This window comes from Vibrio sp. 9-16B-A1 (assembly GCF_056726165.1).
Map to the genome: position 1 here is coordinate 119,444 of NZ_JBSDZD010000010.1, position 26,500 is coordinate 145,943.

Sequence of the window (26,500 nt, forward strand, 5' to 3'; positions counted from 1 at the left end):
GTCATTATGAATGATAAGAAAACTTCATTCCTGGACAATATAGAAGAGTACATCAGTACGTTTCTTTTTATTGCTCTGATTGTTCTTTGTTTTTTACAGATATTATTCAGGTTTGTTTTTAATTTTTCTCTGTCCTGGACTGAGGAACTTTCCAGATACGTGTTTATTGCGCTGGTTTATTTTGCTGCAAGTCTGGCGGTTGTTCGTGGCGCTCACGTCCGGGTAGAAGTTATTGATGGCTTCGTTAAAGGAAATGCCAAAAAAGTACTGGATTCAGTTATCGACCTCTCGTTTGCCGCATTTATGGTCTGGATCGGCTATTTCGGTCTGGAAATATCGGTAGAAGCGCTGGAAATAGAGCAGACAACTCCGGCACTGGACTGGCAGGCAGGGTGGGTATACGCCATTGTGCCTTTCACATTTTACTTAATCGCGATAAGGCTGGTTCAGAGAGTGTACCGGAGAGCAACCGGCAGGCTTGAGCACGAGTACGCGATGAGTGAAGCAGAAGAAGCACTGCAGAAAATTGAAGATGAAAGAGGGGGCAAATAATGGATGCGTTTCTGATAACTATGCTTGTCTTCGTCATCTTACTGGCGACAGGTATGCCGATTGCGATCAGCATCGGTATGTGTACCGCTTTTGCTCTGGTGCTGGCAGATATTCCTATGTCGTTTATCGCCCAGACGGCGTTTACCTCACTTGATTCATTTACTTACCTTGCCATTCCTATGTTTATTATGGCGGGCTTTGTGATGGAAAAAGGCGGACTGTCCAAGCGGATAGTGAACTTCGCATCGAGTCTTGTCGGGCGTACGTCCGGTGGCCTGGGTATTGTTACCGTTGTAGCCTGTATGTTCTTTGCTGCCATTTCAGGTTCCTCTCCGGCTACAGTAGCGGCGATCGGCTCAATGATGGTTCCTTCAATGATAGAGAAGGGATACAACCGTCACTTCGCCGGTGCGTTAACGGCATCAGCGGGCTCTCTGGGGATCCTTATTCCACCTTCTATTCCGATGATCATCTATGCAGTCACAGCGGAGATATCTATCGGTGATATGTTCCTGGCCGGCTTTCTTCCCGGTGGGATGATTGGTTTCGGACTGATCCTGGCGGTATACCTGATTGCCAAAAAACGTGGCTATAAAGGTCAGGATGAAGGGTTTTCTCTGTCTAAAGTGAAAGAGACATTTCTTGAAGCCAAATGGGCGCTGTTGACCCCGGTTATTATCCTGGGCGGTATCTACTCCGGTATTTTTACTGCCACCGAAGCGGCCTGTATTACGGTGATTTACACCCTGATTGTCAGCTTCTTTATCCACAAAGAAATGACAATTAAAGATCTGATCCCTACGGTATCGAGAGCAGCACTTACCACCGGTTGCGTAATTATCATCCTTGGTTTTGCCACGGCTTTTGCCCGTTACCTGACCATCAGTATGATCCCGCAAATGATCGGTGAGGCGATTCTGCAACTGACAGATAACCCAACCATTATCCTGCTGATTTTCGTCGCGCTGATCATGTTTACCGGCCTGTTCATCGAGACCGCGGCACAGATCCTGATTTATACCCCGCTGTTTCTGCCTATTCTGGTTCAGCTCGGGATCAGTCCATTCCACTTCGGCATCATCCTGATTGTAGGTACGGAGCTTGCTCTCATCACGCCCCCTGTCGGCGTAAACCTGTTTGTTGCCAAAGGCATTACAGGCTCTTCCATGGTTCAGCTGACCCGTGCGGTGGTTCCATTTCTCATAAGTATGTTGCTGGTACAGATAGCGCTGGTGTTTATGCCAGGCGTGATCACCTTCCTGCCAGATTTGTTTAAGTAAGGCTGAGTTATGAAGATTGTAGGTTACGAGAAGTTTATTGTTGCGCCTCGCTGGGGCTTTCTGAAAATCATAACAGATGAAGGGATCGTCGGCTGGGGAGAGCCCTGTCTGGAAGGGCGTACCCATACCGTACATACCTGTGTCGATGAGCTGATGGAATACCTGATAGGTAAAGACCCGAGGGACATTGAGTTGCACTGGAACTACCTCTACCGCTCGACTTTCTATCGTGGCGGGGCGGTGATGATGAGCGCGCTTTCAGGAATAGATCAGGCGCTGTGGGATATCAAAGGCAAAGCTCTGGGTGTGCCGGCTTATCAGCTGCTGGGTGGAAAGTGCCGGGACAAGATCCAGACGTACTCCTGGATTGGCGGTGACCGTCCTGATGATGTGGTGCGTATGGCGAGAGAACGAAAAGCGCTGGGCTTTAACGCGATTAAGATGAACGGCACAGAAGAGCTCAACTTTATTGATGACTACAGCAAAGTTGACGCGCTGCTCGAACGTGTACAGGGACTGCGCGATGCGATGGGGCGGGACTTTGGCATAGGCATTGATTTTCACGGCCGGGTACACAAAGCGATGGCTAAGGTGATGATGAAAGAGCTGGAGCCGATGCGGCCGATGTTTGTTGAAGAACCTGTGCTTGCCGAGCATTTTGACTGTATTCATGAAATCGCGCAGTACGGTGCAATCCCAATCGCGACCGGTGAACGCCTGCATTCCCGCTGGGAGTTCAAAAAGCTTCTGGAGCGCGGCGGGGTAGATATTATTCAGCCGGACGTGTGTCACTGTGGTGGCCTGACGGAACTTAAGAAAATTGCCTCAATGGCAGAAACTTATGACGTGGCCCTGGCTCCGCACTGCCCGCTGGGGGCAATAGCTCTGGCGTCTTCCGTTCATATCGATACCAGCTGCCAGAACGCCATCATCCAGGAGCAGAGTATCGGTATTCATTACAACAAAGGTAACGATGTTCTGGATTACATCAGAAACAAGCATGTCTTTGATTTTGAAGACGGGTACTGCCTGAATATCGAGGGACCGGGACTGGGCATCGAAATAGATGAGGAGTTTATGCGTGCGCAGCATGAGAAGGCGCTTGGCGAACCGAAATGGCGTAACCCTCACTGGACAAACAAAGACGGGTCTTTTGCGGAGTGGTAACCATGAGTAAATGCGGAACGTGCGGTTCGTGTGGTGGGGGAGTCCATCACAACGAAATACTGAGAGATGATAACGGTGCCTTAAAACGGGCGCTGTATAAATCGATGGGCCACAGTGACGAAGCGTTGCGAAAACCGATAATCGCAGTGGTGAACAGCTACACCAATGCCACCGCAGGGCATGCCAACCTGGACGCAGTTGGCGCTGAGGTTATCCGGGGTATCGAAGAGGCCGGCGGGACAGCCATGACCTTTGGCACCATCGCCCCTTGTGATGGTATTGCTGAAGGCCATATGGGAATGCGCTACATACTGGCGGCGAGGGAGGTGATCACCGCTTCGATTGAAGTGATGGTCAGGGCGCATAACTTTGACGCTATGGTCCTGCTGGGTTCATGTGACAAAATTGTTCCGGCGATGCTGATGGCGGCGGCCCGTCTGGATATCCCCGCGATACTGGTGAACGGTGGTCCCATGTATCCTGCTGAATATAAAGGCAAGCACTGGGATGGCAACATCGTTACTGAAGCGATTGGCTGGAAGAACAAAGGCCAGATCGACGAGCAGGAGTTCCGGCGGATTGAAGACCTTGCTGAGCCAACGATAGGCTCATGCACCATGTATGGTACTGCAAATACCATGTGCTGTTTGTCTGAGTCACTCGGAATGACTCTGCCACAAACCGCGACAATTCCCGCCATTCACCCGGAAAGGCTAACCGCAGGTTATCGCAGCGGTGTCAGAATAGTGGAAATGCTGGCTGAAGGCCTGACGGCCCGGAAAATCATTTCCAAAGAGGGAATACACAACGCCATCTGTACGCTGCTGGCAACCGGCGGCTCAACCAATGCCATTATTCACCTGCAGGCGATTCATCATGAAGCTGGCCTGGGTGAGCTGGATCTGGATGTGTTTGATCAGATGAGCCGTAAAGTGCCTCTGGTCGCCTCTATTTATCCCGCCTCTGAATATGACATGGTTGATTTCTTTGAAGCAGGTGGCGTTGCGGCAGTCGAGAAAGAGCTGGCTCCATTGCTGGAGTTGGATGCATTAACGGTATCCGGTACCAAAGGTGAGTGCCTGCAACACGTTCCGCAATCTCCAAACCGGGAGCTGATCCGGTCGCTGCAGGCGCCCTTTATGTCTGAGTCCGGAGTCGGGGTACTGAAAGGCAACCTTGCCCCGCTGGGTTCGGTAGCAAAACCCGCCGCGGTACCAGAATCGATGTTTTTCTTCAGTGGAAAGGCCGTGGTTTTTGAATCTGAGCAGGACGCGATTGATGCTATCGTGGCAGGCCGTATTCAGCCAGGTTCGGTGCTTGTGATCCGCTACGAAGGAACAACAGGCGGAGCAGGGCTTCCTGAAATGTACAAGCCCATGAAACTGCTGGAAGGAATGGGACTTTCTGAAAGCTGCGCGCTTATCACTGACGGACGGTTTTCCGGCTCCAACCGGGGATTGTTTGTTGGCCATGTCTCGCCGGAGGCTTATGACGGAGGCCTGATCGCTCTGGTGGAAACCGGAGATGAGATCTCTGTTGATCTTACAACCAGAGAGATAAACCTGCACGTTACAGATGATGTCATTTCAGCGCGGAGAGAGGGATGGCATCGTCTGGAAAAATCCGTTCCTGAAGGTTTTTTACGCCTCTACCGGGCGCGCGTTTCGTCAGCAGCACAAGGGGCACTTCTGAAATGATTACCACGGCAGATGTTTACGGCGTAAACCCCATAGTGGCAATGCCGTTTGATTCAAACGGGAATGTTGATATTCCCGGCTTTAAGAGACTGGTGGAGCACCTGATTGGTACAGGCTGCAATGGCCTGACCCTTTTTGGTATCGCGAGTGAGTTTTACAAGCTCAGCCAGTATGAAAAACAGGAACTGGCGGACTGGTTTCACCACATAACCTCAGAATCGGCGGTATTCAGTTGCGTGTCGGTTACTGAGCATGCAACAGAGCTTGCGGTGCAACAGGCGGTGGAGTACCAGCAACAGGGCTTTGATGCCCTGATGCTGCTGCCTCCGTTCTTTCTTAATCCCGCCAACGAGCAGATCATCCATCATATTCAGAGTGTGTTGGATGCAGTAGATATACCAGTACTGATCCAGTACGCACCTTCGGAAACCGGCGTTCCTGTCACGCCGGTTGAGATGAAAACCATAACAGAAGACTATCCGAATGCGGTCTTCAAGATAGAGTGCAATCCGCCTGTGGCTTATACCCGGGAGCTGCTGGACCTCGTACCGGAAGGTGTGGTTATGAATGGCTACGCAGGTCTTTACATGCTGGATATGCTGGAGAATGGCGGGAAAGGTGTTATGCCTGGCTGTTCATTTACAGAGATATACGTCGAGATTTACCGTCGCTGGAAGCGGGGAGATAAAGAGCAGGCGAAGGCTCTGCATACCAGGCTGCTTTCGTATATACGCCTCTGGATGAGCCACTGTGAATATATTATCTCGGTGGAAAAGGAAATACTGAAGAGAAGAGGGATCATCCCGGACAGTTACTGCAGAAGACCGGACTATAAGCTGGACTCAACTGACCACCAGGTGATTGATGAGTTTATGACGGAGTTTGAGTGTTATCTGTAAGAGAGGAAAAGACTGTTTTCGTCAGGCCCTTATTACAAGATAAGGGCTGGCCATAGTATGCTGCGAGTAGAGCAGCGTTTTTGAAGCTGTGTCCTATATCCCCTGCCAATATGCCCGAAAAGCATGCCGTGTATCTGGTGCTTAACGGGCTATACTCTATCGAAATTTCCAGTGGGAATGAATTGGAGTTATTGCATATTCCATTTGTGATGTGCAATAACTTTCTCTTAATTTACTGCATGGAAATCGACCTGTTGGTTCTCCTGCATACACTGTTTGACCCGTTTGTTGGTGACGATAGTGTTTATTAACTTTCCAAGCTTGATAGAGGTCCTTAATGAATAAAAAGCTTGCCATACTTTTTGCCGCTTTGTCTGTGCCTTCCCTCGCGTATTCTGATACTAATCTCTTAGACACAAGTCTTTTAGATGAATCTGGATCTCCGATTCCACTCAGCCACTATACGGTAGAAGGTAATGAAATAGTCGGGAGCGATGTAAAAGAGAATGAAAGGGTGATCTGGTCGAGATTTACTCAGGTCATTCCAGAAAGCTTAAGACCTGAGATTTCCATTTACGAACCTATTGACGGGAATTCGGGGATTGACGGGTCAGTTCATGCTTATGATGATGAGAAAGTTCACTGGGTGGTACAGTTGGATACCGTGGGCTCGGTTTCGAAGAAAGATCTCGACCGCACCATGATCCATGAATATGCTCATCTGTTAACTTTACGTGTTAGCCAGATCCCGTTGTCGAAAGAGTCCGTATCTCAGCAGAAATGTCAAACCTACCTCGAAGAAGGTGAAGGGTGTACCAAACCAGACTCGTACCTCAATCAATTTGTTAAGGAATTCTGGTTGCCGGAACTAAGTGATTTCAGCGAAATCTATGAGGTCCCAGCTTCTGAGCGCTTTGATGAGAACAAAACTGATTTTGTAACAGAGTACGCGGCAACAAGCCCTTCTGAAGACATCGCAGAGAGCTTTGCTGAATACGTGCTGGCCGATAAGTTGCCTCAGCCGGACACGACAGCTAATAAAAAGATTAGGTTTTTTGAGCGTTTCCCTGAACTGAAATCGATAAAAAAAACCATCAGAAAGAGTGCTAAATTCGGCTTAAAGATATAATCAATGCCTGGCATTATTCTTGTCTGATGTAAAAATATTATATGTGTTGAGTGTCGTGCAGCTCAATGCATAAAGTGTGTGTGAATATTAAAGGTGACTGCTGTCATGGTAGTCACTTTATCCAAATCATCCCTGCTTCCTTCCTGTTACAGTTTTTTCTGGTCCCCGGTTTTTGATGAATATACCTCTTTTTATAAAGGGGGGGTGTCTGTTCAGGATATATAAGGTGGTAATTTATTAGTTTTAAGTGATTTAAGTGGGTTAAAGCACGCTGATAAGGTCTTTTATGTGTGTTTCGTTGGATAGTTTACATAAGCCATGGCCTGAAAGCCCACTAAGTATGACTCTTTTGACAAGTTCTTAATATTCGTCTGGTGGATATAATTACCACTGATTTTAACAAGTGCATCATCTTGTGAGCTCTTGCTTAAGTATTTCTCATCTGATTTTAGCTATTAATTGCATTGGTTTTTGTGAAAGTAATGGGTAAGGGTAAATATGCCATTTTTTAAGCATCAAATTGACCAGCTTTCTACCCCTATTAGCAACGAGTTAATATGCGGTGCTTATTTAAAACTTGATAAAAGTGCTTTTCGGCCGCTTCGCAATGAGTTCAACGTAGCTCAAACATCTTTACGCAAGCTCAGTCAGAATCCGAGTGAAGATGAGAAGGAAGCGCTGACTGAGGCTTGTAATGAAAACTGGCAGAGACTGTCAGACAGCCTGCTTGAGCAGTTCATCAGTACAACCAGAGATATTGAACTCGTTTCCTGGTTTATCGCAGCACAGTTCTTACTGGATTCAACTCTGGAGAGTGCAGCGAACAGCATCGAGTGGCTGGCTAACCTTGCTGAGCAGTACTGGTCGCACCTGAATCCGGTATTACCGCAGGAAAAACTAAAGTCGGAAGACGAATCTGGCCGGGCAAGAGAGCAGGCCGATGCGAAGGTGAAAGCCTTTTTTCAATTGGTTGGTGACAGCGAAGAGAGCTCTATTTTATATGCTCCGCTGCTGCAGACCACGCTGGTCGGTAATATAACTTTTTTCGATTTCCAGAGCTCAGAGCGTAAAGGTGAAATAAGTCAGCTGAAATCATCATTGGTTGCCACAGTTGCTCAAGAACGCATGGCAATACAAACCAAGATGGAGAACCTGGCTCGTTGTATCAGTCAGCTTGAGCGACTCTCGTCGGTTGTCGCCAAAAATGCTCAGGCATCAGGTACAGGTGGTGCCAATTTTGGTTTTGTAAAGTCTTTACTCGCTCGTATCGACAACGCTTTTATTCATCTTACAGGTGTCAAAGTCGCTGCAAAGTCGGAGAAGCCGGTTGTTACGGCTGAACTTCAGGATACTTCCTCACGTGAAGAGAGTTCCCCTGAGACTCAGAGTGTGAGGTCAGAGATAAGCGAGCCAACAGCAGCACATGCACAGAACGTCAGCCAGCACCTGCATGCAGGTAACCTGTCTGAGCTGGGAACTCTCAACAATATGAATCGTGATCTGGCTTTTCACCTCATGCGAGAGCTTTCCGATTACTTTCGTCAAAGTGAACCACACAGCCCGATTTCATTTCTGCTCGAAAAAGCCATCCGCTGGGGATACCTCTCATTACCTGAGCTTCTTCAGGAAATGATGACTGAGCAGAATGGTGATTCTATTAGCACGATTTTTAATGCCGTTGGGTTGGATCATCTGGATCAGGTTTTATTGCCAGATGTAGGTGTTCCGACTGTTGACATTAAAACCACACCGGCATCTCAGGCAACGCCTCTCGTTTCGGAAGAGCCGAGTGTCGAAGAGCCCGTATCGCAGACTTCCCCTGCAGATACCGAATCAACACAAGATAGCGAAACCAAGTCATCGGGCTCATCGGGCCTGACCTGGTAATCGTATTTAAATAAGGAAAGAAAATGGCAAGTATTTATATGCGTGTAGAGGGTATTACTCCTGATGGCGCGGCAACTATCGGTCAACTGGAAACTACAGACGGCAAAAACAGTGGCTGGATGGCGATTAACTCATACTCATGGGGTGGCGCTCGTAACGTTGCTATGGATATTGGCAACGGAACCAATGCTGACTCAGGCATGGTTGGTGTTAGTGAAGTAAGTGTTACAAAAGAAGTGGATGGTGCATCTGAGTACCTGCTTTCATACCTGTTTAACCCGGGTAAAGAAGGCAAGACCGTAGAGATTGCTTTTACCAAGCCTTCTAACGATGGCCAGGGTGCTGATGTTTACTTCCAGATTAAACTGGAGAAAGCTCGCCTGGTTTCTTACAACGTGAGTGGTTCAGATGGCTCCCAGCCGTATGAGAGCCTTTCACTGTCATACACGTCGATTTCTCAGAAACACCATCATGAGAAAGAAGGTGGTGATCTGGAGGCCGGTGGTGTTGTGACTTACGACCTGCCGACCGGAAAAATGACGTCCGGTAAGTAATCCTTCCTCAGGCATGCTGCGATAAGAAGCATGCCTGTTTCATGAAATATCTCAACTAGGACACCGATATGGCATTGAACTCACAACATAAGCGCGTCAGCAAAAACCGTGTCAGCATCACTTACGATGTTGAAACGAATGGCGCAGTAGAGACTAAGGAACTGCCGTTTGTTGTTGGCGTAATTGGTGACTTCTCCGGTCACAAGCCAGAATCCGAGAAAGTGGATCTTGAAGAGCGTGAGTTTACAGGTATCGATAAAGACAACTTCGATACTGTAATGGGGAGTATCCATCCACGTCTTTCTTACAAAGTAGATAACAAGTTAGCTGCTGATAACAGTCAGTTTGAAGTAAACCTGGGCTTCCGTTCAATGAAAGATTTCCACCCGGAAAATCTGGTGGAGCAAATCGAGCCGCTTAAGCAGTTAGTTGAAACCCGCAACCAGCTAAAAGTATTGCTAAGCAAAGCTGATCGCTCCAGAGATCTTGAGCGACTGCTGAAAGAGGTACTGCAAAGTGCGGATGGCATTAGTGGTTTAGCGGAAGAACTGGGTCTGAACCAAAAGGGGGCTGAATAATGTCTGTAGAACAACAAGCGGCACAAGGCGCGGGTGAAGCGGAAGCGTCACTGAGCTTTCTGGACCGCGCGATCAGTGCAACGGCACAAACTCCGGCAGATACAACGAAAGAGCTGCTGAGCATCCTGACATCACAGGCTCTTGAAGGTACTGTGACCTGGGATAAGAACCTGACACTGACGATTGAAAAAGCGATCAGTGCCCTTGACTGCAAAATCTCTGAGCAACTGTCGACAGTGATGCAGAACAGCCACTTCCAGAAAATGGAAGGCTCCTGGCTTGGCCTGCAGAAGCTGGTTAAAAACAGTGAACTGGGTCCGGATTTGAAAATCAAACTGGCGGATTACACCAAAGAAGAACTGCTGGAGCAATTTGAAGACGCGCCTGCCATCGACCGCAGCCGTTTCTTTACAATGGTTTACCAGGAAGAGTTTGGTACAGCTGGTGGTCAGCCATACGGCGCTTTGTTGGGTGATTACGAATTTGGTTATGGTGATGAAGATGTCGCTCTGCTGCGTTATATGGGCGAGGTGGCTTCTGCTTCACACGCACCATTTGTCGCGGCGGCTAATGCTGGTATGTTCGACTTTAATTCATTTGGCTCATTCGCAGACGGTAAACCTGTAGCCGCAGGCTTTGATTCGCCGGCGTACGCCAGTTGGAATGCGTTCCGCGAAAGCGATGATTCCCGCTACGTTGCTCTGACACTACCTAAAACAATGGCTCGTCTGCCATACGGTTCTGAGACTGTGCAGGTTAAGTCGTTTGCATTCGAAGAGCTCAGTACCCGTGAAAACGGTCAGCAAATCGTTTCTTCAGGCGATGATTTTGTCTGGAGCAATGCGGCATACGAGTTCGGTCTGCTTATGACTCAGGCATACACCAAGTACGGTTGGTGTACGGCGATCCGTGGCACAGAAAATGGCGGTAAAGTCGAGAACCTTCCGAACTTCACTCATTACTCTGACGCGGGTGATTTGCTGCAGCAATGTCCGGCGGAAGTTAACCTGACCGATGAGCGTGAAAAAGAGCTGAGTGACCTGGGCTTCCTGCCTCTGGTCCACTATAAAAATGCTAATTACGCTGTCTTCATGGGCGCCCAGACGACCCACAAACCAAAGACTTACACCGACCCGGATGCGACCGCAAACGCGGCGATTTCTGCGCGTCTGCCATACACCATGGCGAGCAGCCGCATTGCACAGTACCTCAAAGTAATGGGACGTGACCGCATTGGTTCAAACCTTGATCCAAATGAAGTCGAAAAAGACCTGAGTACCTGGATCAATCAATACGTCAACCCGAACGCGATTGGTAACGATGCAAAAGCAACGCACCCACTGGTAGAAGCCAAAGTGATAGTTGAAGAGCAAGCTGGCCGTCCTGGTGCTTACTCTGCAGTGGCTTACCTGCGCCCATGGCTGCAAATGGAAGAACTGACCACGTCACTACGCATGGTCGCCAACATTCCAGGTTAATCCGATTCGGGGACCAGGTCCCCGAATGTTTTGAATTGAGTCCTTAATGAATCAATACACCGATTTTTCTACCACATTCTTCAATACTTCTGCCGGGCAGGAGCTGTTGGCATGTGCGAAGAGTCAGTCAAGAGTTCAATTCAAAGCCGTGCTTAACCGGCTGATCGCAGAGCTGGATGACATGCTCAGTAACCAGTTGTCAGATGTAATTCAGCACCCTTATTTCAAACAGTTAGAAGCATCCTGGACCGGCTTGAATCTGTTAACGGACCTTCAGGTCTCACAACGCAGGGTAAAGATCAAACTGTTGGATTTGAGTTGGGAGATGGTCTCGTCTGATCTGAACTATTCATTCGATATCAGGCAGTCGTCACTTTACAGAAAGATCTATTCTAACGAGTTCGATACTGCGGGCGGGACACCTTTTGGCCTGGTGATGGTGGATCATAAAGCTTACGCGGATTACAGCGATGAGCTGGATTTTGATGACCTCTATACGCTTCAACTCCTGTCTGAACTGGGAGAAATGTCGTTCTGCCCGGTGGTACTGGGGGTGGATGAGTTCTTTTTCGGCGACCAGCCGCGCAGGCAGGTCCATGACTGCGCGCGAATCGACCGCATACTCAGCAGCGAGGACTATATGTCGTGGCAACTGCTTCGTGATAAGAGCTCTTCACGCTTTTTGCACCTGGTGATGCCGGAGTTTTTGATGCGCAGTCCTTACCAGAACTGCCAGGCTGGTTTTATTTTCAGTGAAGCAAAGCATGAAAGTCATGCGCTGTGGGGTAATAGCGCGTACCTGGTCATGGGGAACGTTATGCGCGAGTTTGATCGCATCAGTTGGTTTGGCTTTCTGCGTTCTTATGACGAAAACGGGGATTATGGCGCAATTGTTCAAGAACCGGCCTCCATTGCCTGCAAGGTTGAACTCTTCAGCGAGGATGACGGGTTCTGGTCATCACAGGGATTTATGCCGTTGACCAGTTTGTACCTGAGCGGTCACAAGGGATTTTTCAGCAATCAGTCAGTATGGCAAGCGCCGGATGAGGAGCAGCGTCAGTTAGGTATGTTGCAAACCAACTTAATGGCGTGTCGTTTTGGTCACTACATTAAAGCGCAGATACGCGATCAGGTTGGTCGTTACGACAGCGCGGAAAACTGTCGCCGCAGCCTGGAACGCTGGCTGGCCGGGTATATCAGCGACGTGAGTTACGGGGAGGATTCGATACTTGCCCGCTATCCGCTGCGATCATGCTATGTGCGGATAGAAGAAGCGCCTCATGACAGGACCCGTTATCTCTGTGAAATCATGCTTCAGCCGCAATATCAATACGAAATCATGGACGCAAAAGTTGTGTTAACCACTTCAGTGTCTGGTTCGGAAGTGGGGGAAAGCCAGTGAGTCTGATGATGAAACTGACGCAAAAATGGAACGACGATATTGATAGCGTGCGGGACGCCATTATCGACAACATCTGCGATCTTATTTCCAGCCGGGCACCGCTTTGGGCAGAAAAGTACAAAGTGAGTGAAGGCACCATTGCTGAGCTGGGCATGAGGAACATCGCGCGAGCTCAGAGCAAAACAGACAGCAACGATATTATCGCTGAGATTGAAGATCTGGTCAGTCACTACGAGCCGCGCCTGAGCATGGTCGATATTGAAATACAGGAAGGCACGCGGGAGGACACCCGGATGTGTTTTCGCCTCTCTGCCGTAGTTCATTCTGATATGGGTAATGAATCCATCACCCTGGACTCGTTCTTAGACCTAAGCAGCAACAAACTCGATGTAAGGAAGTCTAACTTTGTCTGATTCTCTGCTTTCCTATTTTGAACAGGAACTGCGCTTTATACGTGATGAAGCCTCTCTGTTTGTTGAGCGTCATCCGGGTGCCGCACGCGCGCTGGGAATGCGTAAAGACAGTATCGATGATCCGCAAGTCGCGCGGTTGATCGAAAGCGTTGCTTTGATGAATGGCAGGCTACAGCAGCGGTTGGATGAGTCCTATCCTGAGCTGACAGAGAGTCTGGTAAATCTCCTGTTTCCACATTACCTGCGTCCTGTACCGTCATACACAATGCTGGACTTTAATGTTCTGCCAGACGCAAATGCCAGACACTTTGTCCCAAAAGGTACAGAGTTTGAGGTTTCTGATGAGTCTTCAGAAAGCGCAGTATTTCGTATTACTGAAGACATTGAGTTGCTTCCGGTCAGGGTCACTCAGGCCGAAGTACTGTTCGCACCCTTTGAAATGGCGAGACCTCATGGCGCCGAAAACGCAAAGGCGATGCTGGAACTGACGATAGCGGCGACCGATGAAGGGATCGAGTTGTCGGATCTTGAGATCAGCACTATCCGTTTTCATTTGAACGGCGAAAACCATTTTGCTTTGCGGCTTTATGACGTTCTGGCTCAGGCAGTATCCCAGGTTTGTATCAGCAACGATGGTAATGTTCATCCGCTGAACAAAACAGCTATTCATCCGGTAGGGTTTGACGCAGAAGACACTATTTTGCCGTATCAGGCCGCAAGTTTTGGCGGTTTCAAACTGCTGACTGAGTTTTTCATGTTTCCGGAGCGTTTTCTTGGATTCAGGCTGGACCTGAGCCGTGTGGCAGGAAAGATCACAGGGTCTCAGTTCAGTATTCAGATCTATCTGAATGAAATGAGTGTCGAGCAGGCCCGTTCCATTCAGGCTCAGCATTTTTCGCTTTGCTGTGCGCCACTGGTGAACCTGCATTCTCAGGTTGCAGAGCCATTGCAGGTTGACTTCAGTCAGAAGCAGTATCCCATCCATCTTGACGCCAGTCAGGAGAACACGATGGAAGTGTTTTCAGTTGATCAGGTGATGGATGTGACTGAGGGTGAGCCGACACCGGTGCCGCAAATCTATGGTGAGAAATATAACGATACTGAAAGCGCTCTGCGTTGGCAGCTCGTCCAGAGCATTCATGAGAGAGGGGTGCTGGACAGCAGCCTGAAAGTATCTGACCCCGGGCACATCAGCTCATCATCTGAGACGAGAGTCTGGGCCGTTTCGACAACGGCAACCAATGGTGTTTCTGCTGGCTCACTGCCGGTGACCAGCAGCGTGACCTGCAGGGAGTCACTGACAATTCCGGCAGATATGACTCTGGTGCGCCGTCCAACCATGCCGGTCCGAAGCCGTGATGCAAACAAGAACGTATGGGCTCTGCTGTGCCACCTGCACTTTAACTATCACGCGATTCTCGGTACGGACGATGCGACGACAACCCTGAAAAACGTGTTTGATTTATACAATCACAATCAGGCTGTTCAGAACCACGTTTACATCGAGTCCCTGCAAGCGATAGAGCAGGAACAGGTTGTTGCCCCTATTCGTATTTCAGGTAAGAGCTGTTTTGCGTATGGCACAAAAATATCTGTGACTCTGGATCCTGCCAATGTTAATGGCGGACTTTCACTGTTTGCCCATCTGTTGGATCACTTCTTCGCTTACTTCGCAGGCTTTAACAGTTTTACACAGGTCGACATCTGTTTGGACGGGCAGGATGGTGTTTACCTTTCATTTCCAAGGAGAACCGGATGCAAGAGTCTGTTGTAAGCCGGTTCTCTGATGGCCGCTTTGAAGGTCAATTAGAGAAAGTCTGGCAAATCTTCAAGCACCAGGCCCACCAGAAAGGGTTGCGTCCTGCGGTGCGCTTCAGTGCGGAAATACTGCCCGCTTACTACCAGTCGGAAGTCTCTGATGTAACAAAGGAAAGTTCAGGAGAGTACACGGTTAAAACCTCCGTGGCTTCCCTTTCCGGTAACCACTGCGCGATGCCAAGAGCGATGTTTAGTGAGGCACTGAGAGCTAGGTTTGAACAGGGTGACGAAGCACCGCTGGCGTTTTTTGACATCTTCAACAACCGTTATTACCGCCTGTACTGCGAAACCAGGCAGAAACATGAGCTTGCCTACCAGATGGAAGAGGAGACATTCCACTGGAACAGCCATCAGCAGTCAGTTACCGACATGCTTTCGAAGCTGGCAGGCCAGACAGGAGAGAGCTCCCCGGTACCCGGGTCACACCTGGTGCAGTACACAGGGGTTCTGGGGTTGAAATTAACATGCCCGTTAGCACTTAAAGCGATTTTGCAGGACTACTTCGACGCCGATTTTGAAATTGAGCGAAGCGGCCTCGAGTACCTGCCATTGACTGCATGCTCCCTGACTCAGCTTGGCGCTACGGGACAGAACCAGCGCCTGGGTATGGACGCACTGGCAGGCAAGTCTACCCCCATGATGGGGCAAAAACTAAAGATAAAAATCTGCCCCAGGGATTACCAGCATTATCTGAAGATCCGGGAGGACGGGAACCTGATCCTCGCGGTGGACCATATGGTTCGCAGTTACATGGGGATCAATACCAGGCACGTGCTTTACATGAAAGTTAACAGCGGTTATCTGCCAAAGGTGAAGCTGTCAGCAAGTCATCAGAGAGCACTGCGGATAGGGCAGTCTGCCTGGATGAACAATCAACCCGAAAGCCAACAGTTTGTTGAGATGCCACTGACTAAAAGTTAGGACAAAGAATGATAAATATTGAACTGCAGAGCCTGGTAAAAAGGCTGACGCCAACACTTAAAAGTTCCCTGGAATCAGCTGCAGGGGAGTGTGTCAGCCGGGGGCACTTCTCTATCGAACCTGAGCACTGGTTTTTTCAGTTGCTGCAACAGTCTGGAGGGTGGGAAGCGGCGCTAACTAAAGCTTCTCTGACCAAAGAGGCACTGCTTGAGCGCTGCAATAACCGCCTTGCTGGCCTGGCATGCGGTAACGATACATCGCCTTCGCTCTCTCCGGAGCTGGTCGAGCTGTTAAAAGATGCGTGGATGTTGGCTTCATTGAACAACCAGCAGTTGATGGTGAATGAGTATCACGTCCTGATGGTGCTCAGGCAGCGCGCGGACCAGGCTGCTTATAATGGCATTTTAAGTCAATGGGTTACGGTTTTATCTTCAGAGTGGCTGCGAACTCAGTCTTTGGCGGCAGGTACACCCAGGCAAAGCAGCCAGGTTACCGAAGGCATGGTCGAAGCCAGTGGCGACTCTTCCACGCCGGCACTGGACAAGTACTCGCAGAACCTGACGGAAGCAGCCCGCAACGGAGAGCTCGATCCAATCACGGGGCGTGGTGACGAGATCCGCAAAGCCATCGATATTCTCTGCCGTCGCCGCCAGAACAGCCCGATTCTGGTTGGAGACCCGGGGGTGGGAAAAACCGCAATAGTTGAAGGTCTTGCGCAGGAGATTGTTGACGGAAACGTCCCGCCTGCGTTAGCAAATGTTGAACTGCGTAGCTTAGATCTGTCACTGCTTCAGGCCGGAGCAAGTATCAAAGGTGAGTTCGAAAATCGCCTTAAGGATGTGATCAACGAGATCAAGCAGTCGGCGACGCCTGTCATCATGTTTATTGATGAAGCGCACACACTGATCGGGGCCGGTGGCGCAGCGGGGCAAAATGATGCAGCGAATATTTTGAAGCCAGCCCTCGCACGTGGTGAGTTCCGTTCACTGGCTGCGACAACATGGGCAGAATATAAGCAGTACTTTGAGTCAGACGCAGCTCTGACAAGACGCTTCCAGGTTGTGGTGGTGGATGAGCCGGGTGAAGAAGATGCTGTTCATATGCTGCGTGGTGTGAAGAGAAGTCTGGAGAAACACCACAATGTGAAAGTGATGCAACAGGCGATTGATGCAGCAGTGTCGCTCTCTGTCCGCTACTTGCCGGAGCGTAAGCTTCCTGATAAGGCCATCAGTCTTCTGGATACCGCATGTTCACGGATCGGTTTAAGTCAGAGTGCTACGCCGCGTCAGATGGACGCCATTGCAGAAAAAATCCGTTATACCGAAAACGAAATCGGGACGCTTGAATATGAAGCTGCTCTCTGGTCGACAGAAGATAGCCGTTTGGGCGATGCCAGGGAGCGTCTGGTATCGCTCAAGGACGAGCACCAGTCCATCGAAGCGCGCTGGAACAGTGAGCGGTCTTTGGTGGAAGAGATCATTGCTCTCCAGCAATCACTGGATGAAGAGATGAAACAAAGTGGCTCAGCAGTTTCTGGTGACGATAAAGCCCGCCTGGCCGCGAAGATGGCAACACTGCGCGAGTTGCAGGGCGAGCAGCCGCTGGTTCTGCCTCAGGTCAGTGAGCAGACCATTGCAGAGGTAGTCGCGCTCTGGACCGGGATCCCTGTCGGCAATATGTTGAGCCAGGAAGTTGAAAGGCTGATGCATCTGGAATCCCACATCGGTGAGCGCGTTATTGGCCAGGTCACTCCAATTGCAGAGCTATCACAGGCGATTCGCCTCTCCCGTGCAGGCCTGACCGATCCCCGTAAGCCGGTAGGTGTATTTCTGATGTGTGGCCCCAGTGGGGTTGGTAAAACAGAAACCGCTCTGGCGCTGACCGACCTCCTGTATGGCGGTGAGCGTAATATCACCACCATCAACATGACGGAGTTTAAAGAAGAGCACAAAGTATCAATGTTGCTCGGCTCTCCCGCTGGCTATGTCGGGTATGGCAAAGGGGGAGTGCTTACCGAAGCGGTTCGTAAGAACCCATATTCTGTTCTGTTGCTTGATGAAATGGAGAAAGCGCACCCGGGTGTGCACGATATTTTCTACCAGATCTTTGATAAGGGTTCGATTTCAGACAGTGAAGGCCGGAACATCGATTTTCGTAACACCATTATCATCATGACATCCAACGCTGCGGACGGAGCTGTGGTGAATGCGTGCGTCAATGGCAGACCAGAGGTCCCGGAACTGACGCACACCATCTTTCCTGAGCTGCAAAAGCATTTTAAACCCGCGTTCCTGGGCAGGGCGACCGTAGTGCCTTACTTCCCGTTAAATGATGAAGAGATGGCAAAAATCGCTGAGCTCTCACTTAAGCGCATCAGCAAAAGGGTAGCAGAGCATTACGGTGCAGCTTTCAGCTATCACCCTGATGTGATCCAGCTTCTGGTGGACATGAATGATTCACCGGAAACCGGAGCTCGTGCTGTTGAACAGTTGATCAACCGCCAGCTCATGCCAGAACTGGCAAACCAGTGCATTGTGCGTATGAGCGAAAACAAACCCGTGGAGGCGGTGAGTGTTCACGCGGAAGGCGGGAAGTTCTGCATCCAGATTCGGTAACTGTGTTATGGGGCACCAGACCCCGTTTTAATCGCGGGTTGTGAGCCAGCCCGCGCATAACAATAACGATTTGTATCACTAATTGCTGTCAGGCTGCCAGGAAGTGCGCCTTTTTAAGCAACACCACATCAGAGTACTAATACATGACGCATTCAGTTTTTTCTAAGCAACAGCTGGAATGGATTCGCCAAAATATCAAAGTCGCGGTTATCCACGGCGGTGATAAAGGGCAAGAGGGAAGCTTTATTTTTGAGAACCTGAGCCCTCGCTCAACCAAGACATACGCACCGGTAGCGCACGATATTGCCAACGCACTGCGCGAATCAGGTTTTTGCAGTGTTGAGGTGCTGGCAGAAGACATTCACCTGGCACAAAAGCTTAGAGAACAAGCGATCGATTTGGTGATCACCAACAGTGGCGGTCTTCAGGGGTTTGATTCCATGTGTCATTTGCCATCCATGCTGGAGATGCTGGGCGTACCTTACGTAGGCCACTCCCCTATGACGGCAGGCATCCTTGATAACAAACACCTGTTTAAGCATGAAATCAGGGCGGCAGGCCTGCCAACGGCCCCATTCTTAACGATCGGTATTGACGAAAGTTTTGACGACGCTGTTAAGCAGCAGGCTATTGACCGGATTGAGGCGGAGTTTACGGATGGATTCATTGTGAAGCCAGTTTCCGGTCGTGCTTCTGTTCACGTTTACCCCGTGTTTGAGCGCAGCGATCTCGCTGGCGTCGTTGAGAAGGTCCGCCGTGCGACGGGTAATACAGTTATGATCGAACCTTTCCTGGGTGGCAGGGAGTTCGTGGTTGCAGTTGCCGGGGAACACGTCTTCAAACAGGACACTCTGACCCGGTCCGCGATGCCGATGGCTTTTTCTATCACCGAACGTGTATTGGAAGAAGATGAGCCGATCTTTACGTCGATGGATGTTAAACCGATCACCCAGGACCGTCTGGTCGCGGTAGACGAAGAACCGCTGCGTAGCCAGTTGGCTGATATCGGGCAAAAAATCTATCGCCAGCTTGGTCTGCAGACACTGGTTCGTGTCGATTTGCGAATGGATAAGTCGGGCAACCTCTATGTGCTGGAAACCAACCCTAAACCGGACCTGAAACGACCGGAAGGTGAGAAGGTCAGTCTGGTATGCCACGACCTGAACCGTGAAGGCATGAACTACACCGATCTTGTTCAGTCTCTGGTGTTCAATCGCCTCGCTTTTCTGAAACAGAAGCGCCCAGTGGCTCTTGCGCACTGCCTGACCGAACAGTTTGACGCTCTTAGTGCGTGTTAGGAGTTCGTGTTGAGCACATTTAAGCAATATAGCCGGCTCTTGTTGGGCGCTTTACTGGTTCTGCTGTCGCTGACACTGATCTTTGTAGTTGGTTATGCTCAGGCACTGAAAAGCTACCAGCAACAAAGCCGTGATGCGATTCTTGCGCAGACGGAAGCTGCGCGGATAGGTATCGAGCAGGTACTTAGTTCCGGGGTACCGCTGCATGATATCGCCGGGCTGGAAAAGGTCTTGGCACCAATCGCGAAGGCGGATTCATCAGTGGTCGATATTCGGGTGATTTCCGGTGAGCAGGAGCTTTATCGGTATACCAATGATCACATCGCAGGCAGCCTGGTCAGCATGCCACTGAGTAATAAGTTCACTCAGGTGGGCGTACTCGAAGTGCTTCTGAGCGACCATGAGATAGAGAGAACCATTGATGAACACTTTCAGCCGATGGTGGGGCTGGTAGTTGTGCTGACGGCACTGTTTGTCATTATTGTCCTGCGCAGTGCCAACCCCAAAACCTATTTCACAGCATTTGGTGGGGTGTTTCTGGCGATGGCGGTCAGCGTATTGCTGATGGTTGCTGCACTTTACAAATCTGGCCTGGAAAACAAAGCTGGCTCTTTGGCGAACATTGTAACTCAACGACTGGCTCCGGTTCTGAGCGCAGGTATCAGCCACAAACAGGTGAGTGGCATCGGCGGCATGCTGGACAGCTTTCGCCGTTCGAATCCGGAAGTTTCGTCTATTTCGGTATCTCAGGGGCCGGAGTTGATCGCACGGAGTGAAGCGTCCGGTGGCGCTATGTCCGTCGACAATATGGCCGAGTTTTTGGTCGGAGAGGCTGCAGGCAATCAGGTATCCGTTGCTTTCTATCCGGAGGCGTTACTGGCACAGCTCATCCGTACGCTAAAGAACTTTGCCATACTTTTTGCCGGCTGTGCCTTTATCTGTTTTGCGTTTATCCGCCTGCTCAGTCATTCCGAACAGCAGCCTGAGAATGAGCTTGTTCTGGCTCAGATAAAACCGTTGCTGCTGGTTACTGTGCTGATGGAATCTCTGATGGCGCCAGTGTTGCCGCAGTACCTGACGCATATTGCAGTAGAAAGCGGTGCGAGTGAAAGCTGGTCTTCTTACTTCTTCACTCTTTACTTTGTCGGTTTTGCTGCAACCTTGTTACCTGTGTCACGACTGGTTGAAGTCATTGATATTCGTAAAGTATTAAGCGTTGGCATATTACTGTCGTCGGCGGGCTGTCTGCTGCTGGCCTACGACTCTCAACTGATGACCGTACTGTTGGCGCGTCTGGTTTCCGGGATAGGACAGGCCACTATTTTTATTTCGGTACAGGCTTACATACTGCGTTGCAGTGATAAGTCTAACAAAACACAGGCCGCCGGAATCATTGTGTTTTGCTTTAACGCCGGCTTTATCTCTGGCGCTGCTATCGGCGCACTCCTTGCAGATACTGTGGGTGTTCAGGGCATCTTTTTGCTCTCCGTTTTAGTGGGGGGACTGATGTACCTGTTTGGCTGGTCGTTGCCTTCTATGGCGCCTCAAAGTCATAAACCGGGCTCTCTGAAAGACAATCTGACAGTGATGTTGAAAGACTCCTCTGCTCTGATACGTGTTCCCTCATTTATACGCACCATGCTGTTGGTGGGGATCCCGACCAAAATGATGCTGACTGGTGTGGTGTTTTTCGCCGTGCCTATTCTGCTTTCCGGTGCGGGAGTTGAGCGTGAGAGTATTGGCCAGGTTCTGATGGCATATGCTTTCTCTGTACTTTTTGTCAGCGGAAAAGTATCTCCACTTATTGACCGGATTGGCTCTGCGAAATGGGCACTCTGCCTGGGCAGTATTATTGCAGCCGTGTCTCTCGGTGTATTGTCGGTGGCGTTTTTCTTTGAAGACACCGGGTATCTGGTACTCACAGCTACAGTAGCCATGCTGGTCATGGGGATCTCGCATGGCCTTATAAATGCACCGGTGGTAACGCACGTAGTGACGACTACTAAAGGGGCCAATGCTAACTCTGTTGCGTCTACTTATCGTTTTCTGGAAAGGTTAGGGCATGTACTGGGTTCAGTGATTGTCGGGGCTCTGCTTGCTCACGTCGGAAATGGTTACGCCTTTTTCACATTGTCTCTCTTTTTCATATTGGCCAGTGTACTGATGTGGGTATTTGACAGAGAGCAAGCCAGGGAGGCAGTCGCATGATCCGGTTGCTTATGATCCTGATTACTCTGCTTTCGTCTGCCTTATGCCATGCAAAGTGGCCACAGTGGCTGGGTGAGCACCTCAATGATACCAATCAGACCAGATGGGAGATCAGCGCCAACGATACCAGCGTGATGTTTGCGCCCCGGGGAGAACATCCGGTGGTGTGGGTGCTTATTTCACGTAAAGCAGACTCATATGACACTGCTTTTTCTACCATCCTGAAAGTTTTCCGCACTGAGATGCCCGGCGTTTCGTTTCGTGTGTTTCTGCTTCCTGAAACACAAACTGAGCTGAAAGCCTGGACGCGGCAGGCAGAGAAAGAAGCCAGCCTGATCTATACCGTTGGATCCCGGGCGACTGTTTCTCTGCATAGCGTGTACGCTGGTGCCCGGCTGCCGGTTGTCTCAGTCAATGCCAAAGATCCGGTGTTGATGGGGCTGACGGATAGCTACACCAGCAGTCATAACAACTTCGCATATACGTCACTCAACCTTCCGGCAGACATAACGCTCAGTTTTTTGCGCCGGTTCCGTTCCGGGCTGACTCAAATCGGTATTTTGTACGCCAGGTCAAACACCAGTGCTTACCTTACGCAGTATTTGCCTCTGAAAAAAGAAGCCGAAAAACAGGGGATACGTATCTTCCCGATAGTGGTGGATAAAAGCGAGCCGGGGCAGTCGCTGGACAGGGTATTGCCAGCTCAGGTGAAGGCCATGCAGCTTAGTGACCCAGATATGAGTCACTCACTGCTCTGGCTGACGGGTAGCTCAAGTCTGCTTAACCGTATCGGCGAGATCAACACATACTCTCAGAACCTGCCTCTGCTGACGGCGGTACCGGATGCCGTCAACGGCAGTACACAAAGCGCGCTTATGTCGGTAGGGGTTGGGTTTGAAAACAACGCTCACCAGGCCGCTCTCTACGGCATTGAGATTCTGGAGAAAGACATTGCACCACGCTCTCTGCCCGTCGGTGTACTTTCTCCACCGGATATTTCCATCAGCTTTAAGCAAGCCGAGCGGGTGGGCACCAGGATTCCGTTTGTTTTGCTTGAGATGGCAAGTGACATCTACGCAAGTGACGGCAGCGTGGTTCGCTCCGCTGGTATGAGTATGGAGAACAGCCAGCCATGATCAGATGTATGTTGTTTTGTTTCCTGGTATTTGGTGTCAGCCAACCCGTTTTGGCAGAAAGTCGCCCCGAGAGGCTCCTGCTCGCGACCCAGGAATGGTTTCCCTACCAGTACGAAGAAAACGGCGAAATGAAAGGTCCGGGTATTGAAAAAGTGAAGTGTGTGATGCGGGTTATGGAGCAGCCTTACCAGCTTACGATGACCAAATGGGATCGCGCTCAGTTAATGACAGAAGTGGGCTCACAGCATGGTTTTTTCCTCGCATCTCATAACAGTAAGCGGGATGAGTATGCCGAGTACTCGGTAGCGCTGGAGCAGCAAAAGTGGAGCTGGTTCTCACTGTCAGATTCAGCAGAGATGTCTCATTCGATGTTTAAGTCTCAGATCGAAGTTGCTGCCCTGTTTGGTTCTAACAAATGGTTCTGGCTTGAGAAGAATGGTTACCGTGTCACTAAAAAGCCACGAACCCCCAAGGCACTGCTCGAACTGATGCTCAAGGGTGAGGTTGGTGCAATCCTGGGTAATGACGCTGTGATAGACGAGACCATAAAAAAAATGGGTATCAGCTACCGGGCTATATCGAAGACACGGGTGAAATCTCAGACTCTGGGAGTGTATTTTTCGAAAGCATTCACCAGGAAATACCCCCGGTTTGTTGGGGAGTTTAACCAGGCAGCCACTAAGTGTCGCTAATTCAACATACAGAACTTACTGAAGATCATTGAAATGCCATTATCAATCAGAATTATCAGTTCACCCGATGGTGAAAGTATTGCTCAGTGGAATCAGGCTTTTCCTGAAGAAGGGGGAAGCATTGGCCGTGCTTTTGGCGCGACCCTGCAGCTTAGTGACGCGACCCGGGAGATATCCGGGACACACGCCACTATTCGTAAAACCTCGCGCGGGTATCAAATTGCCGACAGCAGTACCAATGGGCTCTATATCAACGGCTCGGACACGCCCCTGGGTAGCGGAAACCAGTCAACACTGAGTGACGGAGATGTCCTGGACATTGGCCGTTACCGCCTGCTGGTCTCCTGTTTTGTACCTGAGTTGGCCAGAGCGCAGTCTGGGTCAGAAAGCCTGTCTCCGTCACCATTTGGAGATGATCCATTTCGGACCGAAGAGACTCCGCCAGTGCAGAGCATTCCTGACGTCACAGATGAACCTGACGTGACGATATCAACACTGGACGTTGTGGATGACGACCCGTTTTTAAGTCCGGATACCGTAAGGGGGGAGGAGCGGCGGAATTTCAGTCTGGATTTTCAGGTCGATGACGCCGATAGCCCGCTGAGCGATAGCGACTATCAGGCTTCATTTCCTGTTCACTCTGCGCCTGGCATACAGATGGCGGATGGCAGCAGTACAGAGGCAGGAGCCCGCTCTGTGCAGTTTGCTGTTGCAGAATTTCAGACCTATGAACAGCGCCAGCAGGAATGGACTAACAAGGCCCTTGAAATGGCACTGGGCAGGTTGCTCTCTGATATTTCGCCCAATGCTATGGAGTCCATGTTTGATGACCTGGCTGGCAAAGGCTTCCTGTCCCGGAAACCTAAGTACTGGGATATGTACAAACGTTACTTTGACCGTCAGGTCAACAATCGTGACTGGCAACTGAAGTTCCAGGCGTATTTTCGCGAAGCCATGTGCTTACAGAGAAAAATGGAGGGGGGAAAGCAATGATGAGTCGTCTGTGTCTGCTGCTCGTTGCGCTGTCACTTTCAGGGTGCAGCCTGTGGAGTGATGAACCGATAGAGCCAAAACTGGTTGTAAACATCAGCGCCGCTACAAACATCAACCCAAATGTTGAGGGCACGCCTTCCCCCGTGGAGCTGCGTATCTACCAACTGACCAACAGCAATGCATTTGAGCAGGCTGATTTTATTCAAATCTATAACGATGAGCAGGGCGTACTGAAAGCTGAGCTGGCGCTTGCCCGGCGCCTGCCAAGCCTGTTACCGGGAGAGAAGCGTCAGGAGGTCTTTCCTTTGGGGGCCGGAGTGAAGTACATCGGTGTGATTGCCGGATTTGCAAACTACCGTGATGCAAAAAACAAAGCCATCTACAAGCCTGTGATTATCAATACTGCCGCGATCAATATCGAAGTTGATGGCATCAATCTCTCTGTTTCGGGGGAAGAAGAAAAATAATGGATAACAACAAAGTGGTTTGGAGTGAGGGAATGTTTCTCTCACCACAGCATTTTCAGCAGCAAGAACGCTACGTCGAAAACTTTGCGCGTGAGTTCGCCGGGCAGATGAACCCTCAGTCTTACGGTCTGACTTACCTGGAGCTGGACCGTTCCATGCTCAATATCGGCAAAGTATCGGTACGCCGGGCCAGGGGAATTTTCCCTGATGGCACTCCGTTTGAAATTGAGACGGCGCTGGTTATGGATGTGCCGAAAAACACCAGCCATAAAAAAGTCTACCTGGCATTACCGGTATCAAGACCCGGCGCGGTAGACATTGGTGATGACAACCGCCTGCGTCATAGCGCTGTTGAGCACCCGGTCTATGACATCAGCCGGGAACACAGCGATCCGGTACAACTGGAACTGGCGTTGCTCAACATTCAGCTGAAACTGGAAGGCGATGAGCTGAAAGACTTTGTTCTGATCGCGGTTGCTGAGATAAGCGAACACAAGTCTGAGGGGGCGGTGGTGTTAAATCAGGCATTTATCCCTCAGTGCCTGCACTATGGTGCCTCAAGTTATCTGACAGACTCTGTTGCAGATGTGTTTGCTCAGGTGCAATACCGCTCACGGGCGATCCATGCCCGGCTGCAGGCAGAAGCAGGCAGCAAGAGCTACCAGTCATTAATGCGGGACTATCTGTGGCTGCAGGTGCTGGGTACCTGGTCACCAAAGCTGGAACAGTGGAATTTTGATGGCACTTTGCTGACGCACCACCTCTACCTGGAGTGTGTGTCTATGGCCGGGCAAATGCAGGGGCTTGAGGGTAAGCTACCGAAGTCTTTTCCTGCATGGAACCCGGACAACCTTTACGCCATCTTCTCTGCGGTCTTTGCAGAGCTGTTGGTGCTGCTGCGTGAAGTGCAAATCGACAACGTAACGACACTCAAGTGGGACCGGCAGCTGTTTGTCAGCCGGCGTCTGCTGCGAACTCTGGTGGATGATCGCAGCCTGTATAACCAGGGACGTTTTGTGTTGGTGGTTTCATCTTCCATTGGTGCAATCCGTTTGAGTGAAGATTTCCCGCGTGCAGCCAAACTTGCTGGTAACAGTGATATCGCGGGTTTGGTGCGAAACGCCTTATCTGGCGTGCCATTGCGGCACCTGCCTTATGCTCCGTCAGAGCTGAAATCACTCAATGATGCGGCCTATTTCGAAATCGATACCAAGTCCGAACTGTGGCAGGCACTGGTGAAGCGTGATGAAGCAATTGCGCTTCATATTGATGAACGGATCGATGACATCAACGTCGATTTCCATGTGATCAGGTAG

The 26,500-nt window shown here is 50.2% G+C and carries 22 protein-coding genes; all 22 read left to right on the top strand.

All coding sequences use genetic code 11. The features are described 5' to 3' along the window. The first annotated feature begins 6 nt into the window (after positions 1-6). The 22 genes from ACVB80_RS16490 to tssK all read left to right on the top strand — a co-directional run bounded on the left by ACVB80_RS16490 (position 7) and on the right by tssK (position 26,500). Positions 7-552: a TRAP transporter small permease gene (locus ACVB80_RS16490; RefSeq protein ID WP_481082378.1), complete on the top strand. Its 546-nt coding sequence runs from the start codon at positions 7-9 to the stop codon at positions 550-552. Continuing rightward, positions 552-1,832, top strand: coding sequence for a TRAP transporter large permease (locus ACVB80_RS16495; RefSeq protein WP_481082379.1), 1,281 nt, complete (start codon positions 552-554; stop codon positions 1,830-1,832). The genes ACVB80_RS16490 and ACVB80_RS16495 overlap by 1 nt, the downstream gene beginning before the upstream one ends. A gap of 9 nt (positions 1,833-1,841) precedes the next feature. Next, positions 1,842-2,999: a galactonate dehydratase gene (dgoD, locus tag ACVB80_RS16500; protein ID WP_481082380.1), complete on the top strand. Its 1,158-nt coding sequence runs from the start codon at positions 1,842-1,844 to the stop codon at positions 2,997-2,999. 2 nt (positions 3,000-3,001) lie between these two features. Further along, complete coding sequence (ilvD, locus tag ACVB80_RS16505) at positions 3,002-4,696, top strand: dihydroxy-acid dehydratase (protein ID WP_481082381.1); 1,695 nt, start codon at positions 3,002-3,004, stop codon at positions 4,694-4,696. Continuing rightward, the gene (locus ACVB80_RS16510) at positions 4,693-5,595 is read left to right on the top strand and encodes a dihydrodipicolinate synthase family protein (RefSeq protein ID WP_481082382.1); all 903 of its coding nucleotides are present in this window, start codon (positions 4,693-4,695) and stop codon (positions 5,593-5,595) included. The genes ilvD and ACVB80_RS16510 overlap by 4 nt, the downstream gene beginning before the upstream one ends. Before the next feature lie 337 nt (positions 5,596-5,932). Then, positions 5,933-6,724, top strand: a complete 792-nt coding sequence (locus ACVB80_RS16515; RefSeq protein WP_481082383.1) for a hypothetical protein — start codon at positions 5,933-5,935, stop codon at positions 6,722-6,724. A gap of 498 nt (positions 6,725-7,222) precedes the next feature. Further along, the gene (locus tag ACVB80_RS16520; RefSeq protein WP_481082384.1) at positions 7,223-8,611 is read left to right on the top strand and encodes a type VI secretion system protein TssA; all 1,389 of its coding nucleotides are present in this window, start codon (positions 7,223-7,225) and stop codon (positions 8,609-8,611) included. Positions 8,612-8,634: 23 nt separating this feature from the next. Then, the gene (locus ACVB80_RS16525) at positions 8,635-9,165 is read left to right on the top strand and encodes an Hcp family type VI secretion system effector (RefSeq protein ID WP_481082385.1); all 531 of its coding nucleotides are present in this window, start codon (positions 8,635-8,637) and stop codon (positions 9,163-9,165) included. Between the two features lie 68 nt (positions 9,166-9,233). Continuing rightward, the gene (tssB, locus tag ACVB80_RS16530; protein ID WP_481082386.1) at positions 9,234-9,743 is read left to right on the top strand and encodes a type VI secretion system contractile sheath small subunit; all 510 of its coding nucleotides are present in this window, start codon (positions 9,234-9,236) and stop codon (positions 9,741-9,743) included. Next, positions 9,743-11,221: a type VI secretion system contractile sheath large subunit gene (gene tssC / locus ACVB80_RS16535; protein ID WP_481082387.1), complete on the top strand. Its 1,479-nt coding sequence runs from the start codon at positions 9,743-9,745 to the stop codon at positions 11,219-11,221. Before tssB ends, tssC begins: the two co-directional genes overlap by 1 nt. A gap of 46 nt (positions 11,222-11,267) precedes the next feature. After that, positions 11,268-12,623 carry a type VI secretion system contractile sheath domain-containing protein gene (locus ACVB80_RS16540; protein WP_481082388.1) on the top strand — a complete coding sequence of 452 codons (1,356 nt, stop codon included), beginning with the start codon at positions 11,268-11,270 and terminating at the stop codon, positions 12,621-12,623. Then, on the top strand, positions 12,620-13,036 hold the full coding sequence (tssE, locus tag ACVB80_RS16545; protein ID WP_481082389.1) for a type VI secretion system baseplate subunit TssE: 417 nt from the start codon (positions 12,620-12,622) through the stop codon (positions 13,034-13,036). Before ACVB80_RS16540 ends, tssE begins: the two co-directional genes overlap by 4 nt. Then, positions 13,029-14,810 (top strand): type VI secretion system baseplate subunit TssF, encoded by a 1,782-nt coding sequence (gene tssF, locus ACVB80_RS16550; RefSeq protein ID WP_481082390.1) that lies wholly within the window; start codon positions 13,029-13,031, stop codon positions 14,808-14,810. Before tssE ends, tssF begins: the two co-directional genes overlap by 8 nt. After that, positions 14,792-15,775, top strand: a complete 984-nt coding sequence (locus ACVB80_RS16555; RefSeq protein WP_481082391.1) for a type VI secretion system baseplate subunit TssG — start codon at positions 14,792-14,794, stop codon at positions 15,773-15,775. Before tssF ends, ACVB80_RS16555 begins: the two co-directional genes overlap by 19 nt. A gap of 8 nt (positions 15,776-15,783) precedes the next feature. After that, positions 15,784-18,390, top strand: a complete 2,607-nt coding sequence (gene tssH / locus ACVB80_RS16560; protein WP_481082392.1) for a type VI secretion system ATPase TssH — start codon at positions 15,784-15,786, stop codon at positions 18,388-18,390. 143 nt (positions 18,391-18,533) lie between these two features. After that, entirely contained in the window at positions 18,534-19,688 is a 1,155-nt protein-coding gene (locus tag ACVB80_RS16565; RefSeq protein ID WP_481082393.1) for a D-alanine--D-alanine ligase family protein, read from the top strand. Positions 19,689-19,697: 9 nt separating this feature from the next. Next, positions 19,698-21,896, top strand: a complete 2,199-nt coding sequence (locus ACVB80_RS16570) for an MFS transporter (protein WP_481082394.1) — start codon at positions 19,698-19,700, stop codon at positions 21,894-21,896. Further along, on the top strand, positions 21,893-23,032 hold the full coding sequence (locus tag ACVB80_RS16575; RefSeq protein WP_481082395.1) for an ABC transporter substrate binding protein: 1,140 nt from the start codon (positions 21,893-21,895) through the stop codon (positions 23,030-23,032). The genes ACVB80_RS16570 and ACVB80_RS16575 overlap by 4 nt, the downstream gene beginning before the upstream one ends. Positions 23,033-23,040: 8 nt before the next feature. Further along, positions 23,041-23,724 carry an ABC transporter substrate-binding protein gene (locus ACVB80_RS16580; protein WP_481082396.1) on the top strand — a complete coding sequence of 228 codons (684 nt, stop codon included), beginning with the start codon at positions 23,041-23,043 and terminating at the stop codon, positions 23,722-23,724. Between the two features lie 33 nt (positions 23,725-23,757). Continuing rightward, positions 23,758-24,717, top strand: a complete 960-nt coding sequence (locus ACVB80_RS16585; protein WP_481082397.1) for a type VI secretion system-associated FHA domain protein — start codon at positions 23,758-23,760, stop codon at positions 24,715-24,717. Beyond that, complete coding sequence (gene tssJ, locus ACVB80_RS16590; RefSeq protein WP_481082398.1) at positions 24,714-25,184, top strand: type VI secretion system lipoprotein TssJ; 471 nt, start codon at positions 24,714-24,716, stop codon at positions 25,182-25,184. Before ACVB80_RS16585 ends, tssJ begins: the two co-directional genes overlap by 4 nt. Beyond that, the gene (gene tssK, locus ACVB80_RS16595; RefSeq protein WP_481082399.1) at positions 25,184-26,500 is read left to right on the top strand and encodes a type VI secretion system baseplate subunit TssK; all 1,317 of its coding nucleotides are present in this window, start codon (positions 25,184-25,186) and stop codon (positions 26,498-26,500) included. Before tssJ ends, tssK begins: the two co-directional genes overlap by 1 nt.

What these genes read in the sequence shown, in the direction of transcription:
- ACVB80_RS16490 (WP_481082378.1), top strand. Translation starts at nt 7, where the DNA reads ATGAATGATAAGAAAACTTCATTCCTGGACAATATAGAAGAGTACATC.
- ACVB80_RS16495 (WP_481082379.1), top strand. Translation starts at nt 552, where the DNA reads ATGGATGCGTTTCTGATAACTATGCTTGTCTTCGTCATCTTACTGGCG.
- dgoD (WP_481082380.1), top strand. Translation starts at nt 1,842, where the DNA reads ATGAAGATTGTAGGTTACGAGAAGTTTATTGTTGCGCCTCGCTGGGGC.
- ilvD (WP_481082381.1), top strand. Translation starts at nt 3,002, where the DNA reads ATGAGTAAATGCGGAACGTGCGGTTCGTGTGGTGGGGGAGTCCATCAC.
- ACVB80_RS16510 (WP_481082382.1), top strand. Translation starts at nt 4,693, where the DNA reads ATGATTACCACGGCAGATGTTTACGGCGTAAACCCCATAGTGGCAATG.
- ACVB80_RS16515 (WP_481082383.1), top strand. Translation starts at nt 5,933, where the DNA reads ATGAATAAAAAGCTTGCCATACTTTTTGCCGCTTTGTCTGTGCCTTCC.
- ACVB80_RS16520 (WP_481082384.1), top strand. Translation starts at nt 7,223, where the DNA reads ATGCCATTTTTTAAGCATCAAATTGACCAGCTTTCTACCCCTATTAGC.
- ACVB80_RS16525 (WP_481082385.1), top strand. Translation starts at nt 8,635, where the DNA reads ATGGCAAGTATTTATATGCGTGTAGAGGGTATTACTCCTGATGGCGCG.
- tssB (WP_481082386.1), top strand. Translation starts at nt 9,234, where the DNA reads ATGGCATTGAACTCACAACATAAGCGCGTCAGCAAAAACCGTGTCAGC.
- tssC (WP_481082387.1), top strand. Translation starts at nt 9,743, where the DNA reads ATGTCTGTAGAACAACAAGCGGCACAAGGCGCGGGTGAAGCGGAAGCG.
- ACVB80_RS16540 (WP_481082388.1), top strand. Translation starts at nt 11,268, where the DNA reads ATGAATCAATACACCGATTTTTCTACCACATTCTTCAATACTTCTGCC.
- ACVB80_RS16555 (WP_481082391.1), top strand. Translation starts at nt 14,792, where the DNA reads ATGCAAGAGTCTGTTGTAAGCCGGTTCTCTGATGGCCGCTTTGAAGGT.
- tssH (WP_481082392.1), top strand. Translation starts at nt 15,784, where the DNA reads ATGATAAATATTGAACTGCAGAGCCTGGTAAAAAGGCTGACGCCAACA.
- ACVB80_RS16565 (WP_481082393.1), top strand. Translation starts at nt 18,534, where the DNA reads ATGACGCATTCAGTTTTTTCTAAGCAACAGCTGGAATGGATTCGCCAA.
- ACVB80_RS16575 (WP_481082395.1), top strand. Translation starts at nt 21,893, where the DNA reads ATGATCCGGTTGCTTATGATCCTGATTACTCTGCTTTCGTCTGCCTTA.
- ACVB80_RS16580 (WP_481082396.1), top strand. Translation starts at nt 23,041, where the DNA reads ATGTTGTTTTGTTTCCTGGTATTTGGTGTCAGCCAACCCGTTTTGGCA.
- ACVB80_RS16585 (WP_481082397.1), top strand. Translation starts at nt 23,758, where the DNA reads ATGCCATTATCAATCAGAATTATCAGTTCACCCGATGGTGAAAGTATT.
- tssJ (WP_481082398.1), top strand. Translation starts at nt 24,714, where the DNA reads ATGATGAGTCGTCTGTGTCTGCTGCTCGTTGCGCTGTCACTTTCAGGG.
- tssK (WP_481082399.1), top strand. Translation starts at nt 25,184, where the DNA reads ATGGATAACAACAAAGTGGTTTGGAGTGAGGGAATGTTTCTCTCACCA.